The following is a 23920-nucleotide window of genomic DNA, read 5'->3' as shown; positions in this document are numbered from 1 at the left end:
CGAGCCGGGACCGTGCGCTGACTGTCGCCGTGGCAGGTCCCGCGGAAGTGCGACACAGCCTGTCATGACATAGCGTGTGTCGCCTGCTTGCCCACCTACCACTCGGCATCGACCAGATCGCGGACCCGCTCGAAAGCCACCTGTTCGCGTTCGCTACCAGCTGTTTTGACAACTGACTCGAAGTACGCGATCCGGTCCAGCAGCGTCTCGCGGTCGTAGCTCGGCACGTCCAGCCGCGAGGCCGCGACGGTCGCCTCAACGACGGCGGCGTGGCCGCGGTTCGTCGTCGGCACGACGCGTCGCTCCACGGCGCTGTCAACGGGTTCGAGCGCCCACTCGACCCACTGGGTGTCGCCCTCCGTGCCGGCGTCTCGCCGGACGACGGTCACTTCGACCCACGCGTCCGCGCTGTCCAGAATCGGCTCGTCTGCTTCCCGAACCGACAGCGCCGCCTCGGCGAAGTCCACCGGGTCCCGGGTGAACTGGACGTAGCCGCCGCCACGCTCCCGGAAGTTCCGCCAGGTCCGGGTCCGGCCCCACGTCGTCGCCGTGGCGGGCCCTTCGCCGTCGGGCGCGTGGACACCGAGGGCGGCGACGTTCCAGCGCTCGTTCGGTCCCAGCGTGGTCACGACGGTCTCGGAGACGCCAGCGAGCGCGACGGGCCATGCCGTCACGGAGCTACTGGAGTCACCCCCGTCACCCGCCGACGGTTCCCCGGTCACACGTCCAGCCCCCGCTCCAGCGCGACGAACAGCGCGCCCGCGACGATGTCGGCGGTCGTCCCGGGGTTGATGTCCCGCTCGACGAACTCCTCGGCCAGCGCCGTGGCGTCCTCCTCGCCGTCGAGAACGGCCTGCGCCCGGCGCTGTACTTCGGCGGCGGTCTCGCGGTCCTGTCGCGTGACGACGAAAGTGTCTACGTCCGCCGCGAGCAGTTCGAGGAAAGCGTCGGATGCGCGGTCGGCGACCGGGCCGGAGCCGGCCAGTATCGTCTCGCTGGCGTCGAACACGCGCTCGAAACCGGAGACCCATTCTGCGGCCACGCCGTCGACATCAGCGCTGGACGCCATCACGTCGAACAGCGTCATCTCGCGCGCTCGGAGTTCCGGGACGGCGTCGCTTCCGCGGCGAACGTCGAGCGGCTCCAGTCCGTCCGGCGGGTCGTCGACGGCTACGTCGACGTGCTCGAAAGCACGGTAGAACGCCGCCGCATCCTCGACGGTCGTCTCGCGGACCACGGCGTCGACGCCCGACGGCGTCAGTCGCCCGTCCGCGGCTGCGGCGGCAAGCGGCGTAAGCACCAGCAGGGCTCCGAACTGGGTATTTCCGCCGGACTGGCCCGACATCCCTTCGACCGCGGCCTCGAAGGCGGGACCGATGGGGTCGCCCGCGGCCGCGCGGTCGAGCCCCGGTCGCGCTCCGACAGCCCCGGCGACGAAGTGCTCGAACCGGAGATCGTCGTACTCCCGCTCGCGGTCGACGTTGCCGGGCTTCGGCGTGCCGGAGACCTCCAGCAGCAGCGCCAGCTGGGCGTTCTGTCCGACCGACCGCTCTGTCACGGTGACACCTCCGATGCGAACCACTCCGCTGTCGTCGCCCGGACCTCGTCGAGGACCGCCGGCCGGTCGCTCGCGCGACCGACGCTGACGGCGTCGGCGCCGTACGAGAGGTACTCCCGTGCGGTTTCTGCCCCACGAACGCCGTTGTTCGCGACGACGAACAGGTCGGTCGCGTCGGTCACCTCGTCGATAACGGACTCTGAATCCATCGCGTCGACGTGGAACAGGTCACCACCGGCCTCTTCGATTGCCTGTGCAACACCCGGGAGTGAGACACCGTCGAGTTCTGCACGCCCTTTCACCGAGACCGTCGCCCCTGTCGACGCTGCTGCTTCCACGAACGTCGCCAGTCGGTCCGGCTCCCGGAGTAGTGACTCGCCAGCACCGGCGGCGCACATCTCGTTCTGCCGGCAGTGGGCATTGATCTCGATGATTGCGTTGTGGCGCTGACAAACAGTAGCAGTACGTTCGACGGGGCCGAGTGTCGTGCTCCGGACGTTGAACGCGGGACGAAGCGGTGCGTCTACAAGCGAAGCCAACTGGTCGTCGACAAACGCAACCGGGTCGTCGGGCAGGAACTCGGAGCGGTCGCGGTCCACCATCGCCCGGGCGGCGTCGCGGGTCTGCTCGTCGAGTGCGATGCCGCCGAGGAACGCACACCCGACGTGGGACTCGACCGCACACGCCCACGATACGTCGGCCTCGCCGCTCAGACTCGCGAGGGCGACTCGCGGCTCGAACATCAGGTCACCTCCGCGAGCGCCTCCTCGACGGCGCGGTTCACCCGCTCGGCGTCGGCCGCGTCGTCAAGGGTGGTGTCGGTCCGAACGACCGGCACGTCAAGCGGCGTTGAGTCGTCGTCGTCCAGTACGAACGCGTCAGCGAAGGGGTATGCCTCGGCCACGCCAGCGGTACTCGGCTCAAGTCCGACGCCGGCCATCAGGTCCGCCGCTGGCCCCGAGAACACCGTGTCTTCGATGAATGGGGAGACAGAGACGACCGTTGTTTCGTGGAGTGCCTGCTCAATGTCGTTGATGGCCAGCATCGGGCCGAGCGAAGTTACAGGGTTCGACGGACCAATGACAACAGTATCGTCGAGCGCGGTCAGAACGGCGTCCGTCGCGCTGGCCGCGTCTGAGCCACGAAACACCACGTCCTCGACCGGCGGTTCCCCGTTATGGCCGACCCACCACTCTTGAAAGTGCATCGGCCCGGTCGGCGTGTGAATAATGGAAGCGACCGGGTCGTCGCTCATCGGGAGCAGCGTCCGGTCCAGTTCGAACGCGTCGGCGAGCGTGTGCGTAACCTCGGTCAGTGATCGGCCCTCATCAAGCAGCGAGGTGCGCGTGACGTGGATCGCGCGGTCGCGGTCGCCGATGTGCATGAACTCCGCGACACCGGAGAAGCGCCGCCAGCGAGCGATGTCACGCCCCGCTGTCTGTGCCTCGTCGGAGAGGTATCGTGGCCCGCCGTCAAGCTCGGCAGCGTCAGCGAGCCGCGTTAGTTCGGCGTGTGTCTCGGCGGTGTCGCCGTCGATACCCCACCACGTCTCCCGGTCGAGGACGTCACCCTCCAAGAACAGGACAGTATCGAGGTCCGGGCACACGAGGTGGCCTCCCAGTTCGATGTCGTCGCCGGTGTTGGCGACGACAGTCGTCGCCGCCGCCGCAAACACGTCGTCGGCACCAGCGAGGAGCTTCGGCGTTCCCGTCCCGCCGGCAAGAAACGTCACCATGTCTCGACGTAGAGGGAACTGACAGTATAAACGTGGTCACTGACACTGATGAGGTCTGGAAAGCGACCTTCTAGGAATACCCTTCTATTCAGAGAATCACAGCTGAGAACTGGGTGGGTAGAATGAAGAGGGTCGGTAGGATAGGCAGGGTAACGGGTGTTATGCCCATCGTGAATCCACACCGCTTCGCGCCTGCAGCCTCCAACGAAGAGTACGTCTACGGTTCCTGTGCGCCGGGCTGGCATACGGCCGCCACGCATCAGGACGCCCTCGATGAGTGGGTCGCACACATGCAGGCACACGACATCGAGCGGGTCTGCTGTCTGCTTCCCGGGCAACAACTCGACGACGCTGGGGCCAATATTCAGCGCTATCGGGAGGCCTTCGGAGCGTCATCAGTCCGCCACGTACCGGTTCCCGACCACCGACTTATTTCTCAAGACCGCCTCCACGACGATATCCTGCCGTTCCTGGTTGACGCCTGCGAGACAGAGGAACGGGTCGTCGTTCATTGCCTGGCCGGTATCGGTCGCACCGGCCAGGTACTCGCTGCCTGGCTGGTGTATCATTACGACTACGGTCCCGACCGCGCCATCGAGACCGCACAGGAGATGGGCCGCGACCCCAGAGATGCTATTAAATCGGGCAACGCGACTGAAGCAGAACTGTCCGATCTGCTATCATCAGTCGCACGCCTGTAGAAGAGAGCGTCGGAGTTCAATCTGTCTGCGGAAGGAGACGCGCACCGACCGCAAAGCCGACGGCGGCACAGACTGCGAGAACAGCCAGCGGGCCGAGCGCATCGCCAGTGCCGGTCGTCGCCGCACGGACGCCACGCGAGAAGTACGTCAGCGGCGAGAGCCACGTCGGCAACCACGCGGGCAGAAGCGTCTGCGGGACGAACGTCTCCGAAAGAAAGAGCAGCGGGAGCGCGAGACCGTTGCTCGCCGCGATGACGCCATCCTGTGAGTCCGCAAGGCTCCCCAGCATCGCGCCGACGGCACAGAACAGCGCGACACCAAGGCCGACGAAGGGCAGCAACAGACCGGATGGGCGGATTGTCGCGCCGGTGAGCCACACCATCAGGCCCAGAATCAGGAGACCGGCAATACCAATGATGACGACGTTGACGAGTGTCTGTGCCAGCAACCACTCGGTCCGGGTCAGCGGTGTCGTCGCCAGCTTCTCGAAGCGGTTCCCGTCCCGATGACGGGCTACCTCGCTTCCGACGCGAGACAGCGGCGTAAACAGGACGACGACGGCCAGATACCCCGGCGCATAGAAGCTCGGCGGCTCGGTGAACAGCCCGCCACCGCCCGGCTGGGTCTGGACCAGCACGCCGAAGATGACGACGATGATAACCGGGAAGAAGAACGTGAAGAAGACGGCTGTCCGTCGCCGGAGGAAGGCCAGCGACGCCGCACGCGTCTCCGCTGTGAGTCGCCCCAGTCGGCTCATTGGGCACCACCCGCGACCGGTCCCGTCTGCTGTGGTTCACCGCGCTGGCCGACGGCCGTCCCAGTGAGTTCGAGGTACACGTCCTCTAAGTCAGGCTGTTTCCAGGTCAGGCTGTCGTACTCGATACCCGCCTGCCCCAGTTCCTCGGTGATGTTTCCGATAGACTCCGGACGGATGCCGTAGACGACCAGCCGACCGTTCCGGATTGCCGTCTCCGCTGGGTAGTCAATGGCTGAAACGGCAGTTTCGTCGAAAGACCCATCAACGATGAGCTGGCTGTCACCGCCGTGCTCGGCCACGAGTTGGTCCGGAGAGTCGAGTGCGATGAGCGTCCCGTCAGCGAGGAGACCGACGCGGTCCGCGAGGCGCTGGGCCTCCTCCATGTAGTGTGTCGTGACGAGTATCGTCACGCCGCGGTCGGCGAGCCCTTCCAGCAGTCGCCAGAGGTCCCGCCGACCGGCCGGGTCGATACCGGTGGTCGGTTCGTCCAGTACGAGAAGGTCCGGGTCGTTTATCAGTGCCGTCGCGACACAGGTTCGCCGCTGCTGCCCACCCGAGAGGTTCTCGTATGTTGTGCTGGCGGTGTCGGCCAGCCCCACATCGTCAAGCACGGCATCGACATCGCGGGTCCCGTCGTACAGGCCGGCGTAGTATTCCAGCAATTCCCGCGCCGTCAGCCGCTCGTGGGGCGAAAACGACTGTGGTAACAGGCCGATTCGGTCGCGAGCGACCGTTCTGGGCGACTGGCCGAACAGTCGTACGTCGCCAGTCGCGTCCGTCGTTCCGGTCAACGCCCGTACCAGGGTGGTCTTGCCAGCCCCGTTGGGACCGACCAGCGCGAGCACCTCTCCAGTGGTCGCCGTCAGCGACACACCGTCGAGTGCGACCGTATCGCCGTAGCGCCGCCCGACATCCGACGCGACCAGTACCTCGTCCATGCGCCCTCGTCCGGTCGGGTGGCCGAAAGCAGTTCCGTTCTCGTGCGACTAAGGGCTACACGTTGCGGCCACATTCCAGACAGACAGCGGGGAGCCACGGCTTGTCCGTGACGACTGGTACGCTGGTTTCACAGTGGTCACAGAATTCGGTTTTCGTCGCCATGTGCCGGAAGTGTCACAGCAGAACAATAAATAGCTTGTTGTGTGGCACTCTTTCACAAACAGGTGGTGGCTTCGCCGCAGTGTTTATTACCGGTCTTACTGTGGCCTGCTACGTGACGTGCGACCGTATCTCACGCACGATAGCGTCCACGTCGAACTCGTCGCCGGCCTCGGCCTTGTCGTAGACAGTCTCGTCATCGACACTGATCCTGAACACGCCGTGGTCACCCATGACCAGTCGGACGCTGTCGAGTTCCCGCTCGAGTCCCGACAGAATCGCCTGCTGGACACGTACTGCCCGCTCACGGAAGCCACAGGGAACGCAGTATTCAATTTCGACAGTACTCATACCGTCTTCCACGCCTGTCGGCCTGAAAGCTCTATCGTCGGCCGATCAGCGTTCGGAGTCGCCCGACGAGCGTCACGTCGAACCGATGGACGCCGTACAGCAAACCGACCGAGGTGACGAACACCACCGTCGAGAGCCCATACGACTGAGACAGCGCCGCCTGCGACAGCGTTGCGCCAACACCCACGAACCCGCCCAGTATCGACGCGATAATCGGGAGGACACAGGAGACACAGGAAAAGAGACCGACGATGCCGCCCACCGCACCGCCGCTCGCGTCGACAGCGGTCACGAATACCAGATACGAGAGCGTCAGGTAGCCGGCGACCTTCCACGGGATGAGCACCACGCTGAGGGTCGCGCCGCTGAACACCACCGTCGGCGAGAACCCGGGCGGGGCTTGCGTGACCAGTCGGAGACCGGTTCCCTGACCGCCCGTTCCGTACACGCCGCCGACGTACCCCAGCACGAACAGATAGCCAAGAGCGATAACTACACTGCCGACCGTCCGACGGCGGCCGGGCAGTTCCGGACGCACTCGCAGGAACACGAGGCCGGCGATGTTGAGCCAGATGAACGGGAACGCCAGCAGAAACGGGTCCGTCGCGGGCTGAGCCGTGTTGACGATATAGCCCAGAATGAGGATGACCTCCGCGTTCAAGACGGCCGCCAAGATGACCAGCGAGCGCGTGTCCGGTATCGCGTCTCGGAGGGTCGCTGTCGTGGTGCTCATAGGGCCAGTGCATCGATGACAATGGCTATCAAGACCGCTCCGAGATAGGCGTTCGACGCATGGAACGCCCGGAACGCCGCCGCTTCAGTCTGCTCGCGGTGGAGCAAGATAACTGCCCAGAGGAACACTGCACCAAGCAACACCGACGTGACGGCGTACAGCCAGCCCAGCGGCGTGAGCACGCCCAGAACACCTGCTGCGATGAGCGTCGCTCCGAGATAGTAGACGATGTGCTTGCGCGTCTCCGTCTCGCCGCGGACGACCGGCATCATCGGGAAGCCGCCAGCCTCGTAGTCGTCCTTGTACGCGAGCGCGAGATTGTAGAAGTGCGCCGGCGTCCAGAGGAAGATGACCACCGCGAGGACGACGCCGGGGAGGCCGACCGACCCGTCGACGGCGACCCAGCCGATAAGTGCCGGCAGTGCACCCGCAGCCCCGCCAAGGACAGTGTTCTGGACGGTGTTAGGCTTCAGCACGAGCGTGTAGATAACGCTGTAGAACACAATCGCGGTCAGTCCGAGCAGGGCCACGAGCGCGTTCACCTGCCAGAACAGCCACAGCGAGGCGAGCGACAGGAGGAGTCCGAACGCCAGCGCGTTCCGGACCGGCACTTGGTGGGTCGCGATAGGACGGTCCGAGGTCCGGTCCATCCGCTTGTCGATATCGCGTTCGAGAACGTGGTTGAACGTCCCCGACGCGCCGATAGAGAGGACGCCGCCCCCGAGGGTGAGTAGCACCGTCCGAACGGTGAGCGTCTGGCCCGCCGCGAGCGCCATCCCGGCGGCGGCGACCAAGCACAGAAGCCACATCAGCCGGGGCTTCATCAGGCGGAAGTACGCAGACGCGGTCCCGACGAGGCGTTCGCGGAGGGAGAGTGTCGTGGGCCGGCCGGCGGCTTCGCCTCCGGTCGGTTCCGGCGCAGGTGTCGGGTTCTTCACCGGAGTCTCGTCGTCACTGCCCGTCTCAGCTTCGAGGTGCCACGCCAGAGCCAGCACGAACGAACTGAAGATGCCCATCCCCAGCGCGAGGTGGGCACCGGGGAGTGCCGTCTCGGTGCTCGTCGCGACGACAGCTCCCAGCGCAATCTGGACCGGGTACAGCGCAGTGCCGAGGAGGATAGCTGCCCTGACACGGCCACGACAGCCGGAGCGAAGCCCGATAACGGCGACGGCCACCACGAGGAGGCCGACGGCGGCCGCGACGAGTCGGTGGCCCCAGGCGACCAGCAGGGCCGTGTTCGTCACGTCGACCGGTCCGTCACACAGCGGCCAGGTCGTACAGGCTGCTGCCGCGTCCGTGAGCGTTGTTGTCGCGCCGGCGAGGACTAACAAGTACACGCCGACAGCGGTCGCGGCGAGCAGCCCGGTAAAGGTCCGGCTCTCTGCCATTATTGTATCCTTCGATGCTGGCCACTTAGACCTCGCGATTCCGCTGTCTCTATCCGGAGCGGTGCTGCTTCCCTATTGCTGCAAATCGAGGGGCTGCGGAGAAGACAGCAGTTATTTATCTCCGAAATCCTAAGCCGCACCCATGACCCGGAAACGCGCCGGTCTGGTCGCTCTGTTCGGTGCTGCGTTGCTCGCACTCGCCGCCGAGCCGGCCGCCGCCGCACAGATTCAGGACTCGACAACGGATAGCCTCATCTGGGGGCTGAACATGAATCTCCTGTACGTCGCTATCCCAATTACGGTCCTTGTCGAAGGGATTCTGATCTACACCGTCTGGCGGTTCCGTAACCAGGAGGAGGCGCTTCCCACACAGGAGAACCGCCGACTCGAAGTGACCTGGACCATCGCGACGGCAATCATTCTCCTGTTCGTCGGCGTCGCTTCCTATCAGGTGATGGCCAGCCCGTACGTCACCGCTGAGGCCGGTGATCAGGCTGCACTGCAGGAACAGGACACTGAGCTCATTACCGTCGAGGCCCAGCGGTACGGCTGGACGTTCTACTACAACGAATCGAGCTGGGACGGCGAGGCGGAAGTGACCACTAGAACGGACCTGAAGATACCGGCTAACCAGGACGTATCCTTGCGCGTGACATCGGCTGACTGGCTACACGCGTTCCACGTTCCCGGACTCGGACTGAAGTCCGATGCGTTCCCCGGTCAGTACAACCGTCTCCGAACCAGCGCGAGTAATACCGGCACATACCAGCTCTACTGTGCCGAGTACTGCGGCTCGGGTCACTCACAGATGCTCGGAACCGTTGAGGTCGTCCCGCAGGACGAGTACGAGGACTGGCTGGCAGAACAAAAGAGCGGCGGCGACTCCGAAGGCAGCAGCGAGTAACGCGGTAACTGAGCGGCTTTTTGTTTCGAGAGCTGCCGAGTCACGGAGTATCACGCTCATCCAAAAAACCGCGAATTTCCGGCACGGTGACGGTGAATATAGGTCAGACGAAATCGAAGGCAGAGACGACTGAGCCGACCTGCCATTCTGTCACTGAACGCTCCATCTTTCAGTTACTTCGCCGTTTGAGTCCGCTGTCAGATTCACGCTTTGGTGGCTGGTGACCTCTCACTGACTACTTCCTTGCTGTCGGCAGATAGGCTGATTCGACAGGTCTCAGTGTCTACCTCGCGGTTGGTCCGGACTGATTCGCTTTGCTGTATTGAAACCTCCTTTTTTCGCAGGTGCGGATTAGCACAACGTCGCCCGAAAAAGCACCTGCGACTTGGACTGTCACGAGTTTCGATCCGGCACACATCGATAGTAAGCGTTCCGCTGTCGCTACCTCGGAAGGCGGCATCCCGGTTTCAGTGTCGGTGTTGCTCGGCGTTTCTGTCGCCTTCGGTGCTGAAGAGTCGTCTTCGGTTGTACCGTCAAAGGTCCACCCGCCACAACCGGAGAGAGATTGAGAGGAACTGTCGGCGATTCATGATAGCTGGTGAGACCGGTTGTGTAAGTGTCTTGTGAGGGGCAGGAGAACAGCTACTGGTTTAGCCACGCTATGAGAGGCCAGCATGCCGGGGAACGCTATAGACTGATTGAGTACTGCCACCAGCGAGTTCCCAACCGATCGCAGAGAACAACGGGACAGCGACGGCACTGCTTGCATTTGGACGGAAGCGTAGAATCTGAACAGAGAGGAAACGGTGGCAGCAAGACAGCACTCACGAGCAGCCCGGCGGTCAGAACAATTGCCGCGTCGGTCGTCCAGACCGGCCTCTATCCGCAGATGTTGGCAGTCGCGTACACGTTGCCGGTGTCGGTTATCTCCACGCCGATGCCGACGAGGTTGGCGTTGCGGAGCGTGAGCCGTTCGCGGTAGTCCGGCCACGCCATCCAGTCATCGACAATCTGCCTTGCGACTTCCTTGTCGGTGGCGTGGAACTGCTCCTCGCCGTTCTCCTCGTACGTTTGGCCGGCGACTGTCTTCTCAACCGCCTCAAACCGGTTCCGATCCGGTTGCTCTATGTACTCGCCCTCTGCGGAGTCGAACGTACACCGGTCGTAGAGGCCGGTGTTCTCGTATCGGTCCTTACTGGAGACACCGTCAACCTTGTGGATTGCCTTCCCTTCGATGGCCATCTGCTTGCTGTGGTTCTTTGCCATCTCATTGAGGTCGTTTTCGGTCCGAAGCCCAGATTCGAACGGTGGGACACCCGCGGCTTCGCGTTCCTCGTTGAGGAACTGCCGGATGTAGCTCGAGACGTTCTGTTCGTTGAACTCCCGTGCCGGGATCGACTCCTGCTGTGGGGTCGCTGTCTCGGTCAGTGTCCCATTTGATTCCGGCGTTGCTGTCGGCGTCGTACTGTTACCGGCTGTCGCCGTCGCCGTTGAACTACCGCCATTACTACCCCCGGTATCGCTCTGTGAATCCGTTGTCTGTGTCGGTGTGTCCGCTGTCCCGCCTGCAAACTGTGCTCCGATAAGAACGCCTGTCCCTAGAGCCACGAGGAGCACCACGGCAGCAATAGCGAGTAACCCTTTCTTTACCATATGCCACGGGTAGATTACAGAGGTATGTAAGCTTGATTCTTCATATATTTCATTCAATTATCACCTTCCCGCTGTCGGCGGTGACGATAACCCATATATGCCACGGGCGGCCACTGCCGGTATGGTCGAGAACGTTATCTGGCCGGCGGCGCTTGACGCCAACCGTTCGCGAAGCGACGGGCGTCGTGTGGCACTGGATTTGGCCGTCGAGGAGCCGACTGTCGACGAGATCGCGAAAGCTGTCCAGCAGGTCGGGTACGACGCGGTCATCGAGCGAGACAAGGCGTATCCACGGGAGTACGAGGCCCGCGGGCGAGTCGTCGTTAAGGACGCGGACGATGCGACGAAAAGCGACCTGCTCGGGGCTGTGGCAGCCTACATGCAGGCGCTCCGTGAATGAAGCGTCTCGGCACCGTTTCGCGGGTCGCACAGGGGCTGGCCGTCGTCCGGGCACCTGACGACGAGTACGCATCCGTTGGAACCGACGTGGTCGACGAGGAACTCCAGGCCGTTGGCTCCGTTGTCGACGTGTTCGGTCCGGTCGAACGCCCGTATCTCGCAGTTTCGCCGAACGATGGCGTACATCTTCCAGCGCTGGTCGGTACGGTCCTGTACGCGAGGTGATATTTTCTGACCTGTCCACACCTGCTTCGTAACGCTCAAACCGGTTCCTGCAGGACGTGTGTGCATGGAGCGACGGTGGCGAATCCTCGGCGGTTGTGGCCTCATCGCTGGTATCTTCCTGTTCGTCCAGCTCGGTGCGCTGGCGCTGGTCCAGCCCTTCGAATCGGCCGGTTACCAGGCCGTCGAAGACCCGTCTGACCCCACGAACAGCCTCATGTACATCGGGGCGATTCTGGTCGCGACGGCCGTTATGTTGCTTGCCTTCCGCTACGACGTGGACCAGCTTATCCGCGGGCTTATCATCTTCTCTGCAGCCTGGCTCTCTCTGTACGTGTTTCAGGTGCTGGTGCCACCGGTGGTCACCTTCGGCGGCATCAACGTCGTTGCCGGCCTGTTAGCGCTGGGCCTGGGGACGGCGCTGCTGGTCTATCCCGAGTGGTACGTCATTGACGGTGCCGGTGCGGTGATGGGGGCCGGCGCCGCCGGCCTGTTCGGTATCAGTTTCGGGGTGTTGCCAGCGCTCGTCCTGCTAACTGTTCTCGCAGTGTACGATGCGATCAGCGTCTACGGGACTGAGCACATGCTCACGCTGGCCTCGGGCGTTATGGACCTCAGGGTCCCCGTTGTCCTCGTCATTCCGATGACGCTGTCGTACTCCTATCTCGACGCAACGACACCGGACCCGATGGCAGAAGACGAGACGAGTGACGGGTCCCAAACGGCGGACGATACGGCCGGGGGGCCGGCGACCGCGGAGTCCGGGGCCGGCGCGGATAGTCCAGCAGTTGCGGATGGGAGCCAGCCGGCGGAACATCCCGACGAAGCAGACGAGAGTGCCGACGGTCACGCCGACCCGCTGGAGCGCGACGCGCTGTTTATCGGTCTCGGTGACGCCATCATCCCGTCGATACTCGTCGCCAGCGCCGCGTTCTTCGCCTCGTCGGACGTACTGACGGTACTTGGCATCCCGCTACCGGCGCTGACCGCGATGGTCGGGTCCTACGTCGGCCTGACGATACTGCTGTGGATGGTGCTGAAAGGGCGCGCACACGCAGGCCTCCCGCTGTTGAACGGTGGAACTATCGCCGGCTACGTCATCGGCGCACTCGCCGCCGGCATCAGTCTGGTCGACGCTCTCGGACTTGGTCCGTACCTCTAAGTCCTGCGACTGTTACCGACCGGTCAGGGCTTTGCTCGCAGGTGCGAATTCGATCTCCTCGCCTCGGCCCTCTGCCTTCGCCCGCTCGTACAGCAGATGACCGGCAGCGACGGTTTCGATGGCTGTACCACCGGAGTCGAAGACTGTAATCTCCTCAGGTGACTGCCGCCCGTGCGCGTTTCCGGCAACGATGTCACCGAGTTCAGCATGGACGTGGTCTTCGTCGACAACTCCCGCGTCGAGGGCGTTGATGAACGACCCGGCATCCTGTGTCACCCGTTCGCGCAAGTCCGGAACGTACGTGGCGCGTTCGATTGTCGTCGCGTCAAGTTCGTTCTTTTCGGGGTGATACTGGCCCATCGCAGTCACGTGGGTTCCCGGTTCGAGCAGGTCGCCGTCGAACACTGGTTCGCTCGCGTTGGTTGCCGTGATGACGACATCGGCCCCTTCGATTGCTGCGGCCGGGGACGCGACGGCCGCCACTGTCGGGTCCAGCGCGTCGTTCATTTCCGCGGCGAAGGACTCCCGGTTACTGGCCGTCGGCGAGTACACCTCGATGCGGTCGAAGTCGCGGACCGTCGCTGTCGCACGGACTTGGCCGCGGGCCTGTGCACCGCTGCCGATGACCGCGAGGTCGCTGGCGTCGCGGCGGGCCAGTGCGTCGACACCGACGGCCCCGGCTGCGCCGGTCTTGTGAGGGTTCATACTTGCACCGTCAAGGACAGCAAGCGGGTCGCCGCTGTCGGCGTCGAAGATCGGGAGCGTAAAGTGTGCATCCCGTCCGTTGAAGCCGGCCGCGTAGGTGTACCCACCCATCGCACCGGTGTCGGGGAGAATCGCGAGATAGCCCGTCAACATACCGGCGGGTTCGTCCGAAAACAGCGTTGTTCTGGGCGTCGCCGGGGCACCGTCGCCACGCTGGCGGTACCCCTCCCGGACGACATCGACGTACTCGGCGGGTTCAGCGAGGTCGGCAACCTCGTCGCTCTGCAGGAACAGCGCTGTCGCATCTGTTGTCATACTCCGTCGTTTGGGCGACCGACTCTTATACTGTCCGGCGGTGACCAATCTGTTCGAGCGGCGCACGGTCAGCGGATGTCTATCAAAAACAGGAGAAGTTATCGACGGGGTGCCGTCTAATCCGCTGTCTGTAGCGGGTCTGACTGCGCGCCTTGCTGGGTCGACGCGTCGCTTGAGACCGGGTCGACGGGGGCACGGACGAACATCGCATGGCCGATGAGGCCAACTGTTACGACAGACGCCATCGGAATCGCCGTCGTCAGTTCGAAGCCGGCAACGAGCAGAGAGGCAGTGATGCCAGCCATGGCGAGCGGAATGAGCCCGAGAATGATGTCGTAATAACCCGTCATAAGTATAAGCTATTTTAGGGCAGCGGAGTATATGAATGTTTCCCTAAAACACGGGATAATGCACACAATGGCCCCTACAAATTTACTCAGTACCCGTCAGGTAACAATCTCATAAGTTATGAGTGGGATAGCAGGGGAAAGTATATGTATTATAATTCCTGTGTACGGTTCACAATATAAGGACAAAGCGGGCAGGTATCGCTAGTCCGCGGCCACAGTCTGCCAGTGGTATCTTCACACAAAAACGAAACTAAGTGGCTACGAACCAGTATACAGTAACCGTTGTACCAGCTATCTGTTTCTCGGGATAAAACCCACCTACACGCCTTTTTTCAGAATTTGAGAACTAGATTAGCGGATTAGTGCCGTGATAATGCCGCCTATTTTCTCCGATGATAACTGGGTCCATGTGCTTATTAGGTACGCAAGGATACGTTAAATCGGAGAAAAACGGAACACCGATTCCAAACGAGACAATGAGCACGAACGCAACGGACAACACGACGGACGCCGCGACCGACGACGAAGAACGACGATACGCCGAACTGAACATCGGGGACGAGGAATTCGTAATTTACGACCGAGAGAACCACCAAGCATGGATCCAGTCGACAGAGTCGCTTGAAGTCGCCGACCTGCGATAGTCCGTCATCGGCACCGCATCTCCGCTGCGAGCCCTTATTTTGCGATTGCAATCGCGCCCCGCCAGAGCACCAGCAGCACGCCACCGACGAGCACGGATACGAGTGCGAATGTCAGCGCCGCATTACCGGGGAACAGCGCCGTTGACCGAAGGCCCTGTGCGATCCCAACTGCCAGCGTCCACCCCACGATAGTGCGCCCGAGAGCGGTTCGAACCGTCGCGGTTGCGGCGGCGGTGTACAGTCCCCCAAATCCCGCGACGATGAGCCAGCCGATATAAAAGGGCGTCAGCGTCCCGGCGAACCGACCGGGATTGAGTATCGGATTGATACCGTGGGTCACCTCGCCCACGCCGACGAACACGGCAATCGCCAGCAGGTCGCCGACAGCGAGCAGTGCCGTCCGAGTGGACAGTTCGATACGACCGTTCCCCACCGTCGAGACGCTCATACAGGACGTTCCGGCTCCGGACACTTCGCTCTCCCGGATTCGACGACGGCGGCTGGTTCCCTGGAATAGGGACCAGTACTGATTACACTGGGCGGGCCGTTCAGTTGTACCATGGAGTTCACACTGCTCAGTTGGCCCGAGGACGGGCACCGACTCCGACTGGACCACGAGCAGTTCGCGTACGCGGGGAAGTTCGTGATGACTTCGACCGGAAAGGCCGTCGTCGGAGACGATGGGGTCGTGGCCGCGGCTGCGTTCGATGCCGACCGGACGGACCCCGACACGCTCTGTGTCCGGTACATCACCGTTCGGCAGGACCGGCAGGGGGACCGGCTCGGTGCCCGTCTCCTCCGGTTCGTCCGGGAACGGGCCACGGACCGAGGTTTCGAACGGGTGTCTATCGGCGTCAACAACCCCTTTTCGTATCAGGCCGCCTACCGGGCCGGGTTCTGCTTCAGCGGCGCGGAGTCGGGGATGGCCGAACTCGACCTCGTCTGGCCGGGCAACCGCAGTACCGGTCGGTATCAGGCCGGGCTTGACCTGTTCCGCGAGCGCGACCTCTCTCCGGAGGAGGAGTCGTTCCTCGCGGCGAAGGCCGACGCCGACCCGCCGTCTATCCTCGATGACTGGGCCGACCGGTCGGCCGCACGGACTGACTGAGCCGCTCGACCCGTATCATCTCGGCTTGGAGTCGTCCCATCTCCGGGAGATTCAAGCGGCTGTCGGCCGAAGGCCAGTCAATGGGAAACGCTGATTTACGGTCGCTTGCGGCGCTGTCGGACGTGTCGTTCGGCGACCTCGGCGGGAGCGTCGTTGCGGTGGACGCCCACAACTGGCTCTATCGCTATCTGACGACGACAGTGAAGTTCACCAGTGAGTCGAAATACACCACCAGCGACGGCGAGGAGGTGGCAAACCTCATCGGCGTCGTTCAGGGCCTGCCGAAGTTCTTCGAACACGACATGACGCCGGTGTTCGTCTTCGACGGGGCAGTCACCGATCTCAAAGACGATGAGGTCGAGAAGCGCCGCGAACAGCGAGAGCGGTACGAGTCCGAACTCGAAGCGGCCCGCGAAGCGGGTGACAGCACCCGTGTCGCCAAGCTCGACTCGCGAACCCAGCGACTGACCGACACTATCGTCGATACGACGCGGGACCTGCTTGCGCTACTCGATGTCCCGATTGTCGACGCTCCGGCGGAAGGCGAGGGGCAGGCGTCGGTGATGGCCCGGCGGGGCGACGTGGACTACGTCGGGACCGAGGACTACGACGCCCTGCTCTTCGGTGCGCCGATGACACTCCGCCAGATTACGTCGAAGGGTGACCCCGAGCTGATGGACTTCGAGGCCACGCTCGAAACCCACGACCTCACCTGGGAGCAACTGGTCGACGCCGCCATCCTGATGGGGACGGACTTCAACGAGGGCATCTCCGGCATCGGACCGAAGACTGCGGTCAAGGAACTCCGCGAGCACGGCGACCTCTACGCCGTGCTGGACGCCCGCGGCGACCACATCGACCACGCCGACCGCATCCGGGACCTGTTTCTCGACCCCGCCGTCACCGACGACTACGAGATTCCGGACAGCCTCGACCCGGACATCGACGCCGCCCGCGCGTTCGTCACCGAGCAGTGGGAGGTCGACGCCGACGAGGTCGCCCGCGGGTTCGAGCGCATCGACGACTCGGTCGTCCAGACCGGGCTGGACCGGTGGGCGTGACAGCGAAAAGCCACGGCCGACCAGTAGCGCACTAAAAACGACTCCGGACGATTTCAGTTCAGACGACCGATTCGACCGTTTCGATCTCGTCGAGCGTGCGGTTCCGGATGGCCTCGCCGCTGGCCGTGTCGAAGAGGTGAATCGCGTTCTCGGGGAACCGGACTTTGACGCGCTGGCCGGCCTTGAGCTGTTTCATTCCACCGACCGTCGCGATGAACTGGTCGTCCATCGACTCGTCGAACTGCAGGTGGGCCGTGTTCTCGTTCCCGCGTGGCTCGACGACGTGGACCGTCGAGTCGAACACGTTCGGACCGGCGTCGCTCTGAACGAACTCGATGTCTTCGGGTCGGATGCCGAGCGTGATGTCAGTCGTTCCTTCCACCTGAGCGACCGTCTCGTCGCTGAGTTCGTACTCGAACCACTCGCCTTTGAGCGTCGACCCCTCCAGCGTCATCGGGAAGAAGTTCATCGACGGCTCGCCGATGAAGCCGGCGACGAAGAGGTTGTTCGGCTCGTGGTAACACTCCAGGGGCGTCGCACACTGCTGGAGGACGCCGTCGTTGAGGATGGCGATGCGATCGCTCATCGTCATCGCCTCCGTCTGGTCGTGGGTGACGTACACCGTCGTCACGTCGAGGTCGTGCTGGAGCTCCTGCAGTTCGGTCCGCATCTCGGCTTTGAGCTTCGCGTCAAGATTCGCCAGCGGCTCGTCCATCAGGAACACTTCGGGGTCCCGGACAATCGCGCGGCCCAGCGCCACGCGCTGTTGCTGGCCGCCCGAGAGTTCGCCGGGCTTGCGGTCGATGAGGTCGAAGATATCCATGTCCTTACACGCCTGCTCGACGCGCTCGTTGATCTCGTCGTCAGGCATGTCCGTCGATTCCTCCAGCCCGAACGCCATGTTCTCCCGCACGGTCATGTGGGGGTACAGGGCGTAGGACTGGAACACCATCGCCACGTTCCGGCGGGCCGGCGGCTGGTCGTTGATGATCTGGCCGTCCAGCCGGATCTCGCCGCGCGTGATGTCTTCGAGCCCGGCAATCATCCGCAGCGTCGTCGATTTCCCGCAGCCAGATGGACCGACGACACAGAGGAACTCGCCGTCCTCGATGTCGACCGATACCTCATCAACCGCGATGATTTCGCCGTCGTCGTCTTGGAACGTCTTCGTTACCTCGTCCAGTGTGAGTTGTGCCATTGTGAATGTCTCCGTGATTATTCTCCAGCGACGCCTTTCGCGAACTGTTCGCCGAACAGGATGTAGACGAGCAGCGTCGGAAGTGCTGCGACGATGGCCCCTGCCATCGTGGTGTTAAACGACTGGACGACCCCGCCAGTGAGCGCCGCGAGGCGCTGGGTCGCCACCTGCGAAGCCGGTTCGTTGACGAGTACGAGCGCGAACAACAGGTCGTTGTACACCTGCGTGAACTGGTAGATGAGCGTCACCGCGAACATCGGCAGCGACAGCGGGAGGATGATGTTGCGGTAGATGCTGAACGCGCTCGCGCCGTCGAGGCGAGCGGCCTCAATCATCTCGTCGGAGATGGTCTGATAGTACGACCGGAACAGCAGCGTACAGATCGGAATACCGTACGCCGCGTGTGTGATCGACAGCTGCAGCAGCTGTACGTACCCGTTACGGCTCGGATACTGCCAGTTACCGCCCGTGATGAAGCCAAAGACGGTGTTGACGAAGCCGTTGAGCAGCCCCGGAAGCACCTGGAACCAAAACTGTGACAGCGGGACCAGCACGGCCTGATAGGGGATGAAGATGCCCGCGATGATGAGGACGACCACGCCGACCTGGCCGCGCCAGCTAATCGTCGTCAGTCCGTACGCAGTCAGGCTCCCGAGCAGCGCCGACATGAGCGTCGCGGGAATCGCCATCAGCAGCGAGTTCAGCAGTCCCGGCCGAAGCGTGTTCCAGGCAGTGGCGAGCGCACTGAGTGTGAAGCCGTCACCGCCCGGCGGCGCGAACGGGAGCGTTCGGGCGAACGCGCTCTCGGTCTTGAACATCGTCATCACGGCCGTCTCCACCGGGAAGAGGTAGAAGACGATGCCCGCCAGCAGGAGGGCATACAGGCCGAGACGGCTATTCTCTGTACTTCGGAGTTCGTCGATGAAACCTCCGTCTCTAATGCTCATAGTTCACCCCGTCGGTATTCGCTGTAGAGGTACGGTCCGATGACCAGCAGTGCGAGAGCAAACAGCACGATAGCGACGGCGGACCCGTACGCCCACTGCAGGCTGTCGAACGCGACCCGATACATCATCGTCGCCAGAATGTCCATATTCGCCCCCGGCTGTGAGCCACGGAGCGCGTAGATGAAGTCGAACGCTTTCAGCGCAAACACCATCAGCACCACTGACGCAGACACGGCGGAGGCGCGGAGTTGCGGGATGATTACCCGTGCATACAGCCGCACTGTGGACGCGCCGTCGACCCGCGCAGCCTCGTAGTGTTCGGTCGGAATCGCTCGGAGGCCAGCGAGGAAGACGACCATCGCGTAGCCGCTGAACTGCCAGATGAGCGCGAAGATGACCGCCGCCAGCGCGGTCGTGTTCCAGGAGAGCCACTGAATAACCTCGGCGTTGACCCCGGCCGGGCGGAGCAGTCCCACGATGGCTCCTTCGAGGTTGAACAACCGGAGGAACTGATTGAGCACGCCGTTGCGGGCGTTGTACACCCACGCCCACATCGTCGCCGTGACGACGAACGAGAGGCTCATCGGGAGCAGGTAGATGGTCCGGAACGTATTCTCGAAACGTATCTGCTGATCGATGAGGATGGCCACGAACAGGCCAAGCGCCAGACAGAGGACGGTGAACACGACAAGCAACACTACCGTGTTCTGTGCCGCCTGCCAGAACGCCCCATCGCTCAGCAGACGGCTGTACATGCTGAAGTCGAAAGTCTCGTACTGCGCACCGCCAAGACCGTTGTAGTCAGTCAGCGACAGGAGGAAGTTCCAGGCGATAGCGCCGTAGACGAAAAAGCCCGCAAACAGGACTGGCGGCAGCCAGAACGGGGCGGATTCGATGAGTTCCCACTCGACCGGCAGTGAGTTCCGGATCGAGTCTCTCCGGGTCGTTTTCACCGTCGCTCCGCCGTCTGTTGCCAGTTGATCGCCGTCCGATTCGTCTCTCGATACCGCCGACCGGAGCCGACCCCCGGTGGCGAGGAGTCTACTGAGTATCTCGCGCATGGTTTGTCAGTGGTTCGCCGACGTGAGTTCGCCGTCCATCGTCCCGACGGATGTGTCGTCAGTCACATAGGCTCGCCAGCCAGCACGCGCGGAAACCACGCGATCCGCACAGCCTGTCGCACCAACACAGGCTGGCGGCCGACGTGGGTACGCTGGGTGACGGGTGTGCCATCCCGTCGTCGTGCCGGACGGGCGAGCAGTTGCAACGCGGCGGGTACACCGGCTGCGAGCGATCGCGAGGGTCACGTCCGTCGGTGTCCCATTGGCCCCGACAGCCGACGACGGCAGCAACACACTGCAGTCACCGGATGTCGTGGGGCATCGGTCATGAACGTCTCTGTGGCGTCGAACTCATGGTAAGTGGAGAGAGATTCTACTTAATATTTCCGAATGATAATACACGTTTATCCAAGTCCTGAGTTCTGAACCCCACGGTCTCTGCTGGCTGACTAGGGACTCGGTGCAGCCCGTGAGTGACTGTCCCGGCGGTTACGGGGCTGTACCGAGTGCTGTCCCGACTCGTACCGGTGGGTTTTACGACCGGGCGGACCACCCCCCGGACGTATGACCGACGAGTACCGGACAGAGCAGGATAGCCTCGGTGAGATGCAGGTGCCAGCCGACGCGTACTGGGGGGCCCAGACCCAGCGCGCCGTCGAGAACTTCCCAATCAGCGACGTTACTTTCGGGCGGCGGTTCATCCGCGCCCTCGGCGTCGTGAAGAAGGCGGCCGCACAGGCGAACCGCGACCTCGGAACGATTCCGGAGGACAAAGCGGACTGTATCGTTGAAGCCGCCGACGAGGTCATCGCCGGCGAGCACGACGACCAGTTCCCCGTCGACGTGTTCCAGACCGGGTCGGGCACGTCCTCGAACATGAACGCCAACGAGGTCATCTCGAACCGCGCCACCGAACTGTACGGCGGCGACATCGGGACCCGCGAGATTCACCCGAACGACCACGTCAACTTCGGCCAGTCCAGCAACGACGTGATTCCGACGGCGATGCACGTCGCCTCGCTGGAGGCGGTCGAGAAAGACGTAATTCCCGGCCTGAAGACGCTGCGCGACGAACTCAAAGCCAAGGAAGACGAGTTCGAGAACGTCGTCAAGACCGGCCGGACCCACCTGCAGGATGCGACCCCGGTGACGCTCGGTCAGGAGTTCTCCGGCTACCGCACGCAGGTAGAGAAAGGCATCTCCCGCGTTCAAGACGTTCACGGTCGCCTCTCCGAGCTCGCGCTCGGTGGGACCGCGGTCGGGACCGGGCTGAACACGCATCCCGAGTTCCCGGCGAAGGCCGCCGAGTACATCAGCGAGGAAACCGGGCTGGAGTTCCGCGAAGCGGACAACCACTTCGAGGCCCAGGCCGCCCACGACGCAATGTCCGAAGCCCACGGTGCGCTCCGGACGGTCGCCGGCTCGCTGAACAAGATCGCCAACGACCTCCGACTGCTCGCCTCCGGCCCGCGTAACGGCCTCGGCGAGATCGACCAGCCGGAGAACCAGCCCGGTTCCTCGATTATGCCCGGGAAGATCAACCCCGTCGTCGCTGAGGCGGTCAATCAGGTCCACAAACAGGTCGTCGGCAACGACGCAGCCGTCTCGGCCGGCGCGGCCGAGGGCCAGATAGACCTGAACCTCTACAAGCCCGTGCTGGCATCGAACTTCCTGCAGTCGGCCAAGCTCATCGCCAACAGCAGCGCGGTGTTCGGCGAGAAGTTCGTCGCCAAGCTCGAGGCCGACGCCGACCACTGCGCCGAGCGCGTCGAACAGAGCATGGCGCTGGCGACGGCGCTCAACCCTGCCATCGGCTACGACAAGGCGAGCAAGGTCGCGAAGAAAGCACTCGCCGAGGAGAAGACCATCCGCGAGGTTGTTCTGGAAGAGGGCTATCTCGACGAGGACGAGGTCGACGACGTGCTCGACCCCGAGAAGATGACGAAGCGTGGTATCCTCGGCGACGAGTAGCGAGGAAGCGACCGTAGGGAGCTTCCTCGAAAATGCGAGCGGCGCAACCGGAGGGAGCGGCCCTCGATAACGCGAACGGCTGGGAACCAGCATCGGGCCACCGCGACCGATGTCTATACGTGGGACTCGTCGTCGAGGACGTAGCGGCTCTCGGGGTAGCGCTCGCCGCCGATCTCGGTTTCGCTTTGGTCGGCGAACTCGAACCCGAATCCCTCGTAGAACTCGGCTCCCGGCTCGTTCGCCGTGAGCACCATCGCGTTGACCCGCTCGATGTCGTGCTCGAACAGCTCCTCGCAGGTCCGTTCTAGCAGCGACCGGCCGATTCCCTCGCGCCTGTAGTCGGGATGGACGTACAGCCGGAGAATATACCCCGCACGGTCGGTTTCGTGCCACGTCGCGTGTGCGAACCCGACGACGCGCTCTTCGCGCTCTGCGACCAGCAGGATGGTTTGCGATTCGACCAGTTCCGATTCGATCTGTTCGGTCGAATACCAGTCTCGAACGCCGTCCTCGGCCGTCTCGCGGGTGAGGATATCCGGGTAATCCGTCTTCCAGGCCGCTGTCGCGACCTGATTGATGGCCGTTACATCGTCCGGAGTTGCCAGTCTGATTGTCATGTGAAAACGTATGTCATAGTCTGTGAAATGTTTTCCCGCGTCAAGTGGTGCGAGATAGCAGGTCTTGCCTCACCGACTGGGTATGGTCGGCAAAACCGGGTGCTGGACATATGTATTCATAATATTTTTTGATTGGAGATTCTGAACTGTGGGACAAATGCGTTACTCCGAAACGTTGCAGCTGTTCGACCAGGCCTGTGAGTTCCCCGCTGACCACGCCGCTGTCGTTCAGCAACTCGGCGACGTCGAACTGGTCGCCCAGAACGGCGACTCGGTCGAAATGAGTGAAGTATTGGCCCGGACCAGCGAGGCCACCTACCAGTCCCCAGAGGGGCTGTACAACTCTCTGGTCGGGAATCTGGACGACGACTTCATCGGCCGGAAGTACTACGACGACCGGGCCGGGAGCACGTCCGGAACTGACGAAGTTCGAACCGAGACAGACCGTCTGTAGCCGCTGGGCTGTGGTGTCGGGTGCTGTCCGCACTCAGTTCGCTGGCGTCGATTCGTTGAGCCACGTCGGCCGCTGCACTGTCGTCTCGCCGATGTCCTCGTACCAGAAGCTGTATTCGACAATGCGATCTTCGGTTCGGTACCAGACGCTGAATCGGCGGACGAGGCCGGCAGGCTCGACCAGCAGTTCGACACGAAACTCCGTCAGCTGTTCGGTCGCCGGAATATCGCCGCCGGACCCACGAATCCGGTAGGCTCGGCTGCCGTCCCGCGTGACGACGGTCGTGGTACTCTGGTTGACCACCGCGTAGCGGTTCAGGTAGAATGCTGTCCGGTAGGCGTACTTGTCTCGGCTGAACTGCACCTCACCGCGCTGGCGTTCAACAGTGCCGTTGTCACGGCGTTCATACCAGTTGGTGCCGTCGGCGTAGGTCGACTGTTCGTACCGCTCGACAGTCGCGTTCGAGTCGGTCGTCATCCTGACCAGTTCGTCGCGGTACCGCGTTGGCGATTCGACGGTCACAGTTTCGGCGCGCCGGACGGAACTGCTGTCGTTCCCGATCCTGAACTCGCTGTAGCGTTCGTTCAGCGTGTATGTAGTGCCGTTGACCGCCTGCCGATGAGCCGCCGCCAAGAGGGCGATGTTTTCGAGCCGGTCGGTAGTCACGCCGGGCGGCGGGTCCAGCGTCGGTACCGTGTCCGACTCCGCCGCAGTCGGAACCGGGGCCGGCGTGACAGTGGGCCGGTCGGCGTTGTCAGCATCGACAAAGGCGTTACAGCCGGCTGTCAGGAGCAGGACAGTCACCGCAGCTGTCGACAGCCAGCGCAT

General features: G+C 63.1%; 29 protein-coding genes. 10 read left to right on the top strand and 19 right to left on the bottom strand.

Translation table 11 applies throughout. The features are described 5' to 3' along the window. Positions 1-95: 95 nt before the first annotated feature. The 4 genes from DVK01_RS09955 to cofD are packed head-to-tail and all read right to left on the bottom strand — an operon-like array spanning position 96 to position 3293. A complete protein-coding gene (locus tag DVK01_RS09955) occupies positions 96-722 on the bottom strand; it encodes a DUF447 domain-containing protein (RefSeq protein WP_101349502.1) in 627 nt (208 codons plus the stop codon). Beyond that, positions 719-1582 (bottom strand): triphosphoribosyl-dephospho-CoA synthase, encoded by an 864-nt coding sequence (locus DVK01_RS09950; protein ID WP_101349501.1) that lies wholly within the window; start codon positions 1580-1582, stop codon positions 719-721. The genes DVK01_RS09955 and DVK01_RS09950 overlap by 4 nt, the downstream gene beginning before the upstream one ends. Beyond that, a complete protein-coding gene (locus tag DVK01_RS09945) occupies positions 1555-2301 on the bottom strand; it encodes a tRNA-dihydrouridine synthase (RefSeq protein ID WP_121536529.1) in 747 nt (248 codons plus the stop codon). Before DVK01_RS09945 ends, DVK01_RS09950 begins: the two co-directional genes overlap by 28 nt. Continuing rightward, positions 2301-3293, bottom strand: coding sequence for a 2-phospho-L-lactate transferase (cofD, locus tag DVK01_RS09940; protein WP_101349499.1), 993 nt, complete (start codon positions 3291-3293; stop codon positions 2301-2303). The genes DVK01_RS09945 and cofD overlap by 1 nt, the downstream gene beginning before the upstream one ends. A 161-nt stretch (positions 3294-3454) precedes the next feature. On the opposite strand from cofD, the gene DVK01_RS09935 reads away from it, so the two are divergent. Beyond that, a complete protein-coding gene (locus DVK01_RS09935) occupies positions 3455-3994 on the top strand; it encodes a dual specificity protein phosphatase family protein (protein ID WP_121511050.1) in 540 nt (179 codons plus the stop codon). A 16-nt stretch (positions 3995-4010) separates the two neighbouring features. Here DVK01_RS09935 and DVK01_RS09930 read toward each other — a convergent pair whose 3' ends face one another. From DVK01_RS09930 to DVK01_RS09910, 5 genes are all read right to left on the bottom strand, one after another. Then, positions 4011-4751, bottom strand: a complete 741-nt coding sequence (locus tag DVK01_RS09930) for an ABC transporter permease (protein WP_101349497.1) — start codon at positions 4749-4751, stop codon at positions 4011-4013. Then, complete coding sequence (locus DVK01_RS09925; RefSeq protein WP_101349496.1) at positions 4748-5689, bottom strand: ABC transporter ATP-binding protein; 942 nt, start codon at positions 5687-5689, stop codon at positions 4748-4750. The genes DVK01_RS09930 and DVK01_RS09925 overlap by 4 nt, the downstream gene beginning before the upstream one ends. Before the next feature lie 271 nt (positions 5690-5960). Beyond that, positions 5961-6200, bottom strand: a complete 240-nt coding sequence (locus tag DVK01_RS09920; protein WP_121536527.1) for an Rdx family protein — start codon at positions 6198-6200, stop codon at positions 5961-5963. Positions 6201-6231: 31 nt separating this feature from the next. After that, on the bottom strand, positions 6232-6933 hold the full coding sequence (locus DVK01_RS09915) for an ABC transporter ATP-binding protein (RefSeq protein WP_101349494.1): 702 nt from the start codon (positions 6931-6933) through the stop codon (positions 6232-6234). Next, positions 6930-8321: a heme o synthase gene (locus DVK01_RS09910; RefSeq protein ID WP_121536525.1), complete on the bottom strand. Its 1392-nt coding sequence runs from the start codon at positions 8319-8321 to the stop codon at positions 6930-6932. The genes DVK01_RS09915 and DVK01_RS09910 overlap by 4 nt, the downstream gene beginning before the upstream one ends. Positions 8322-8463: 142 nt before the next feature. On the opposite strand from DVK01_RS09910, the gene coxB reads away from it, so the two are divergent. Further along, positions 8464-9225 (top strand): cytochrome c oxidase subunit II, encoded by a 762-nt coding sequence (coxB, locus tag DVK01_RS09905; RefSeq protein WP_053966110.1) that lies wholly within the window; start codon positions 8464-8466, stop codon positions 9223-9225. 879 nt (positions 9226-10104) lie between these two features. Here coxB and DVK01_RS09900 read toward each other — a convergent pair. Further along, positions 10105-10878 carry a CAP domain-containing protein gene (locus DVK01_RS09900; protein ID WP_101349492.1) on the bottom strand — a complete coding sequence of 258 codons (774 nt, stop codon included), beginning with the start codon at positions 10876-10878 and terminating at the stop codon, positions 10105-10107. Between the two features lie 121 nt (positions 10879-10999). Between DVK01_RS09900 and srp19 the strand changes: the two genes are divergently transcribed. The 3 genes from srp19 to DVK01_RS09885 all read left to right on the top strand — a co-directional run bounded on the left by srp19 (position 11000) and on the right by DVK01_RS09885 (position 12661). Continuing rightward, on the top strand, positions 11000-11278 hold the full coding sequence (gene srp19 / locus DVK01_RS09895) for a signal recognition particle subunit SRP19 (protein ID WP_101349491.1): 279 nt from the start codon (positions 11000-11002) through the stop codon (positions 11276-11278). Continuing rightward, the gene (locus DVK01_RS09890) at positions 11275-11502 is read left to right on the top strand and encodes an H/ACA ribonucleoprotein complex subunit GAR1 (protein WP_101349490.1); all 228 of its coding nucleotides are present in this window, start codon (positions 11275-11277) and stop codon (positions 11500-11502) included. The genes srp19 and DVK01_RS09890 overlap by 4 nt, the downstream gene beginning before the upstream one ends. A gap of 64 nt (positions 11503-11566) precedes the next feature. Further along, the gene (locus DVK01_RS09885; RefSeq protein WP_121536523.1) at positions 11567-12661 is read left to right on the top strand and encodes a presenilin family intramembrane aspartyl protease PSH; all 1095 of its coding nucleotides are present in this window, start codon (positions 11567-11569) and stop codon (positions 12659-12661) included. A 12-nt stretch (positions 12662-12673) separates the two neighbouring features. Here the strand turns inward: DVK01_RS09885 and DVK01_RS09880 are convergent, their stop codons facing one another. Both DVK01_RS09880 and DVK01_RS09875 read right to left on the bottom strand, forming a co-directional pair. Next, a complete protein-coding gene (locus tag DVK01_RS09880; RefSeq protein ID WP_121536521.1) occupies positions 12674-13681 on the bottom strand; it encodes an ornithine cyclodeaminase family protein in 1008 nt (335 codons plus the stop codon). A 116-nt stretch (positions 13682-13797) separates the two neighbouring features. After that, the gene (locus DVK01_RS09875) at positions 13798-14031 is read right to left on the bottom strand and encodes a hypothetical protein (RefSeq protein ID WP_121536519.1); all 234 of its coding nucleotides are present in this window, start codon (positions 14029-14031) and stop codon (positions 13798-13800) included. A gap of 476 nt (positions 14032-14507) precedes the next feature. Here DVK01_RS09875 and DVK01_RS22205 point away from each other — a divergent pair, with 476 nt between their 5' ends. Further along, entirely contained in the window at positions 14508-14675 is a 168-nt protein-coding gene (locus DVK01_RS22205; RefSeq protein WP_170083836.1) for a hypothetical protein, read from the top strand. 34 nt (positions 14676-14709) lie between these two features. On the opposite strand, the gene DVK01_RS09870 is transcribed toward DVK01_RS22205, so the two are convergent. After that, complete coding sequence (locus DVK01_RS09870) at positions 14710-15123, bottom strand: DUF3054 domain-containing protein (protein ID WP_101349486.1); 414 nt, start codon at positions 15121-15123, stop codon at positions 14710-14712. A gap of 111 nt (positions 15124-15234) precedes the next feature. Here DVK01_RS09870 and DVK01_RS09865 point away from each other — a divergent pair, with 111 nt between their 5' ends. Both DVK01_RS09865 and fen read left to right on the top strand, forming a co-directional pair. Further along, positions 15235-15783 (top strand): GNAT family N-acetyltransferase, encoded by a 549-nt coding sequence (locus tag DVK01_RS09865; RefSeq protein WP_121536517.1) that lies wholly within the window; start codon positions 15235-15237, stop codon positions 15781-15783. An 80-nt stretch (positions 15784-15863) separates the two neighbouring features. Continuing rightward, on the top strand, positions 15864-16844 hold the full coding sequence (gene fen, locus DVK01_RS09860; protein WP_121536515.1) for a flap endonuclease-1: 981 nt from the start codon (positions 15864-15866) through the stop codon (positions 16842-16844). A gap of 58 nt (positions 16845-16902) precedes the next feature. On the opposite strand, the gene DVK01_RS09855 is transcribed toward fen, so the two are convergent. Genes DVK01_RS09855 through DVK01_RS21590 form a run of 4 tightly spaced genes read right to left on the bottom strand, consistent with a single transcriptional unit; the run spans position 16903 to position 20344 of the window. Further along, positions 16903-18042 (bottom strand): ABC transporter ATP-binding protein, encoded by a 1140-nt coding sequence (locus DVK01_RS09855; RefSeq protein ID WP_121536513.1) that lies wholly within the window; start codon positions 18040-18042, stop codon positions 16903-16905. A gap of 17 nt (positions 18043-18059) precedes the next feature. Beyond that, positions 18060-18989 carry a carbohydrate ABC transporter permease gene (locus DVK01_RS09850; RefSeq protein ID WP_101349482.1) on the bottom strand — a complete coding sequence of 310 codons (930 nt, stop codon included), beginning with the start codon at positions 18987-18989 and terminating at the stop codon, positions 18060-18062. Next, a complete protein-coding gene (locus DVK01_RS09845) occupies positions 18986-20050 on the bottom strand; it encodes a carbohydrate ABC transporter permease (protein ID WP_121511063.1) in 1065 nt (354 codons plus the stop codon). The genes DVK01_RS09850 and DVK01_RS09845 overlap by 4 nt, the downstream gene beginning before the upstream one ends. 6 nt (positions 20051-20056) lie before the next feature. Next, positions 20057-20344 carry a hypothetical protein gene (locus DVK01_RS21590; RefSeq protein ID WP_147435160.1) on the bottom strand — a complete coding sequence of 96 codons (288 nt, stop codon included), beginning with the start codon at positions 20342-20344 and terminating at the stop codon, positions 20057-20059. A 270-nt stretch (positions 20345-20614) separates the two neighbouring features. Between DVK01_RS21590 and DVK01_RS09840 the strand changes: the two genes are divergently transcribed. Next, entirely contained in the window at positions 20615-22021 is a 1407-nt protein-coding gene (locus tag DVK01_RS09840; RefSeq protein ID WP_101349480.1) for a class II fumarate hydratase, read from the top strand. A 113-nt stretch (positions 22022-22134) separates the two neighbouring features. Here DVK01_RS09840 and DVK01_RS09835 read toward each other — a convergent pair whose 3' ends face one another. Continuing rightward, positions 22135-22638: a GNAT family N-acetyltransferase gene (locus DVK01_RS09835; RefSeq protein ID WP_101349479.1), complete on the bottom strand. Its 504-nt coding sequence runs from the start codon at positions 22636-22638 to the stop codon at positions 22135-22137. 157 nt (positions 22639-22795) lie between these two features. Here DVK01_RS09835 and DVK01_RS09830 point away from each other — a divergent pair, with 157 nt between their 5' ends. Continuing rightward, positions 22796-23092, top strand: a complete 297-nt coding sequence (locus DVK01_RS09830) for a hypothetical protein (RefSeq protein WP_101349478.1) — start codon at positions 22796-22798, stop codon at positions 23090-23092. A 33-nt stretch (positions 23093-23125) separates the two neighbouring features. Here DVK01_RS09830 and DVK01_RS09825 read toward each other — a convergent pair whose 3' ends face one another. Further along, positions 23126-23920 (bottom strand): hypothetical protein, encoded by a 795-nt coding sequence (locus DVK01_RS09825; protein WP_101349477.1) that lies wholly within the window; start codon positions 23918-23920, stop codon positions 23126-23128.

Source organism: Haloarcula sp. Atlit-120R (genome assembly GCF_003665885.1).
In the GTDB taxonomy this organism is placed as follows: domain Archaea; phylum Halobacteriota; class Halobacteria; order Halobacteriales; family Haloarculaceae; genus Haloarcula; species Haloarcula taiwanensis.
Note: the sequence above shows the minus strand (reverse complement) of the source record. Positions and strands in the feature narration are given on the sequence as shown.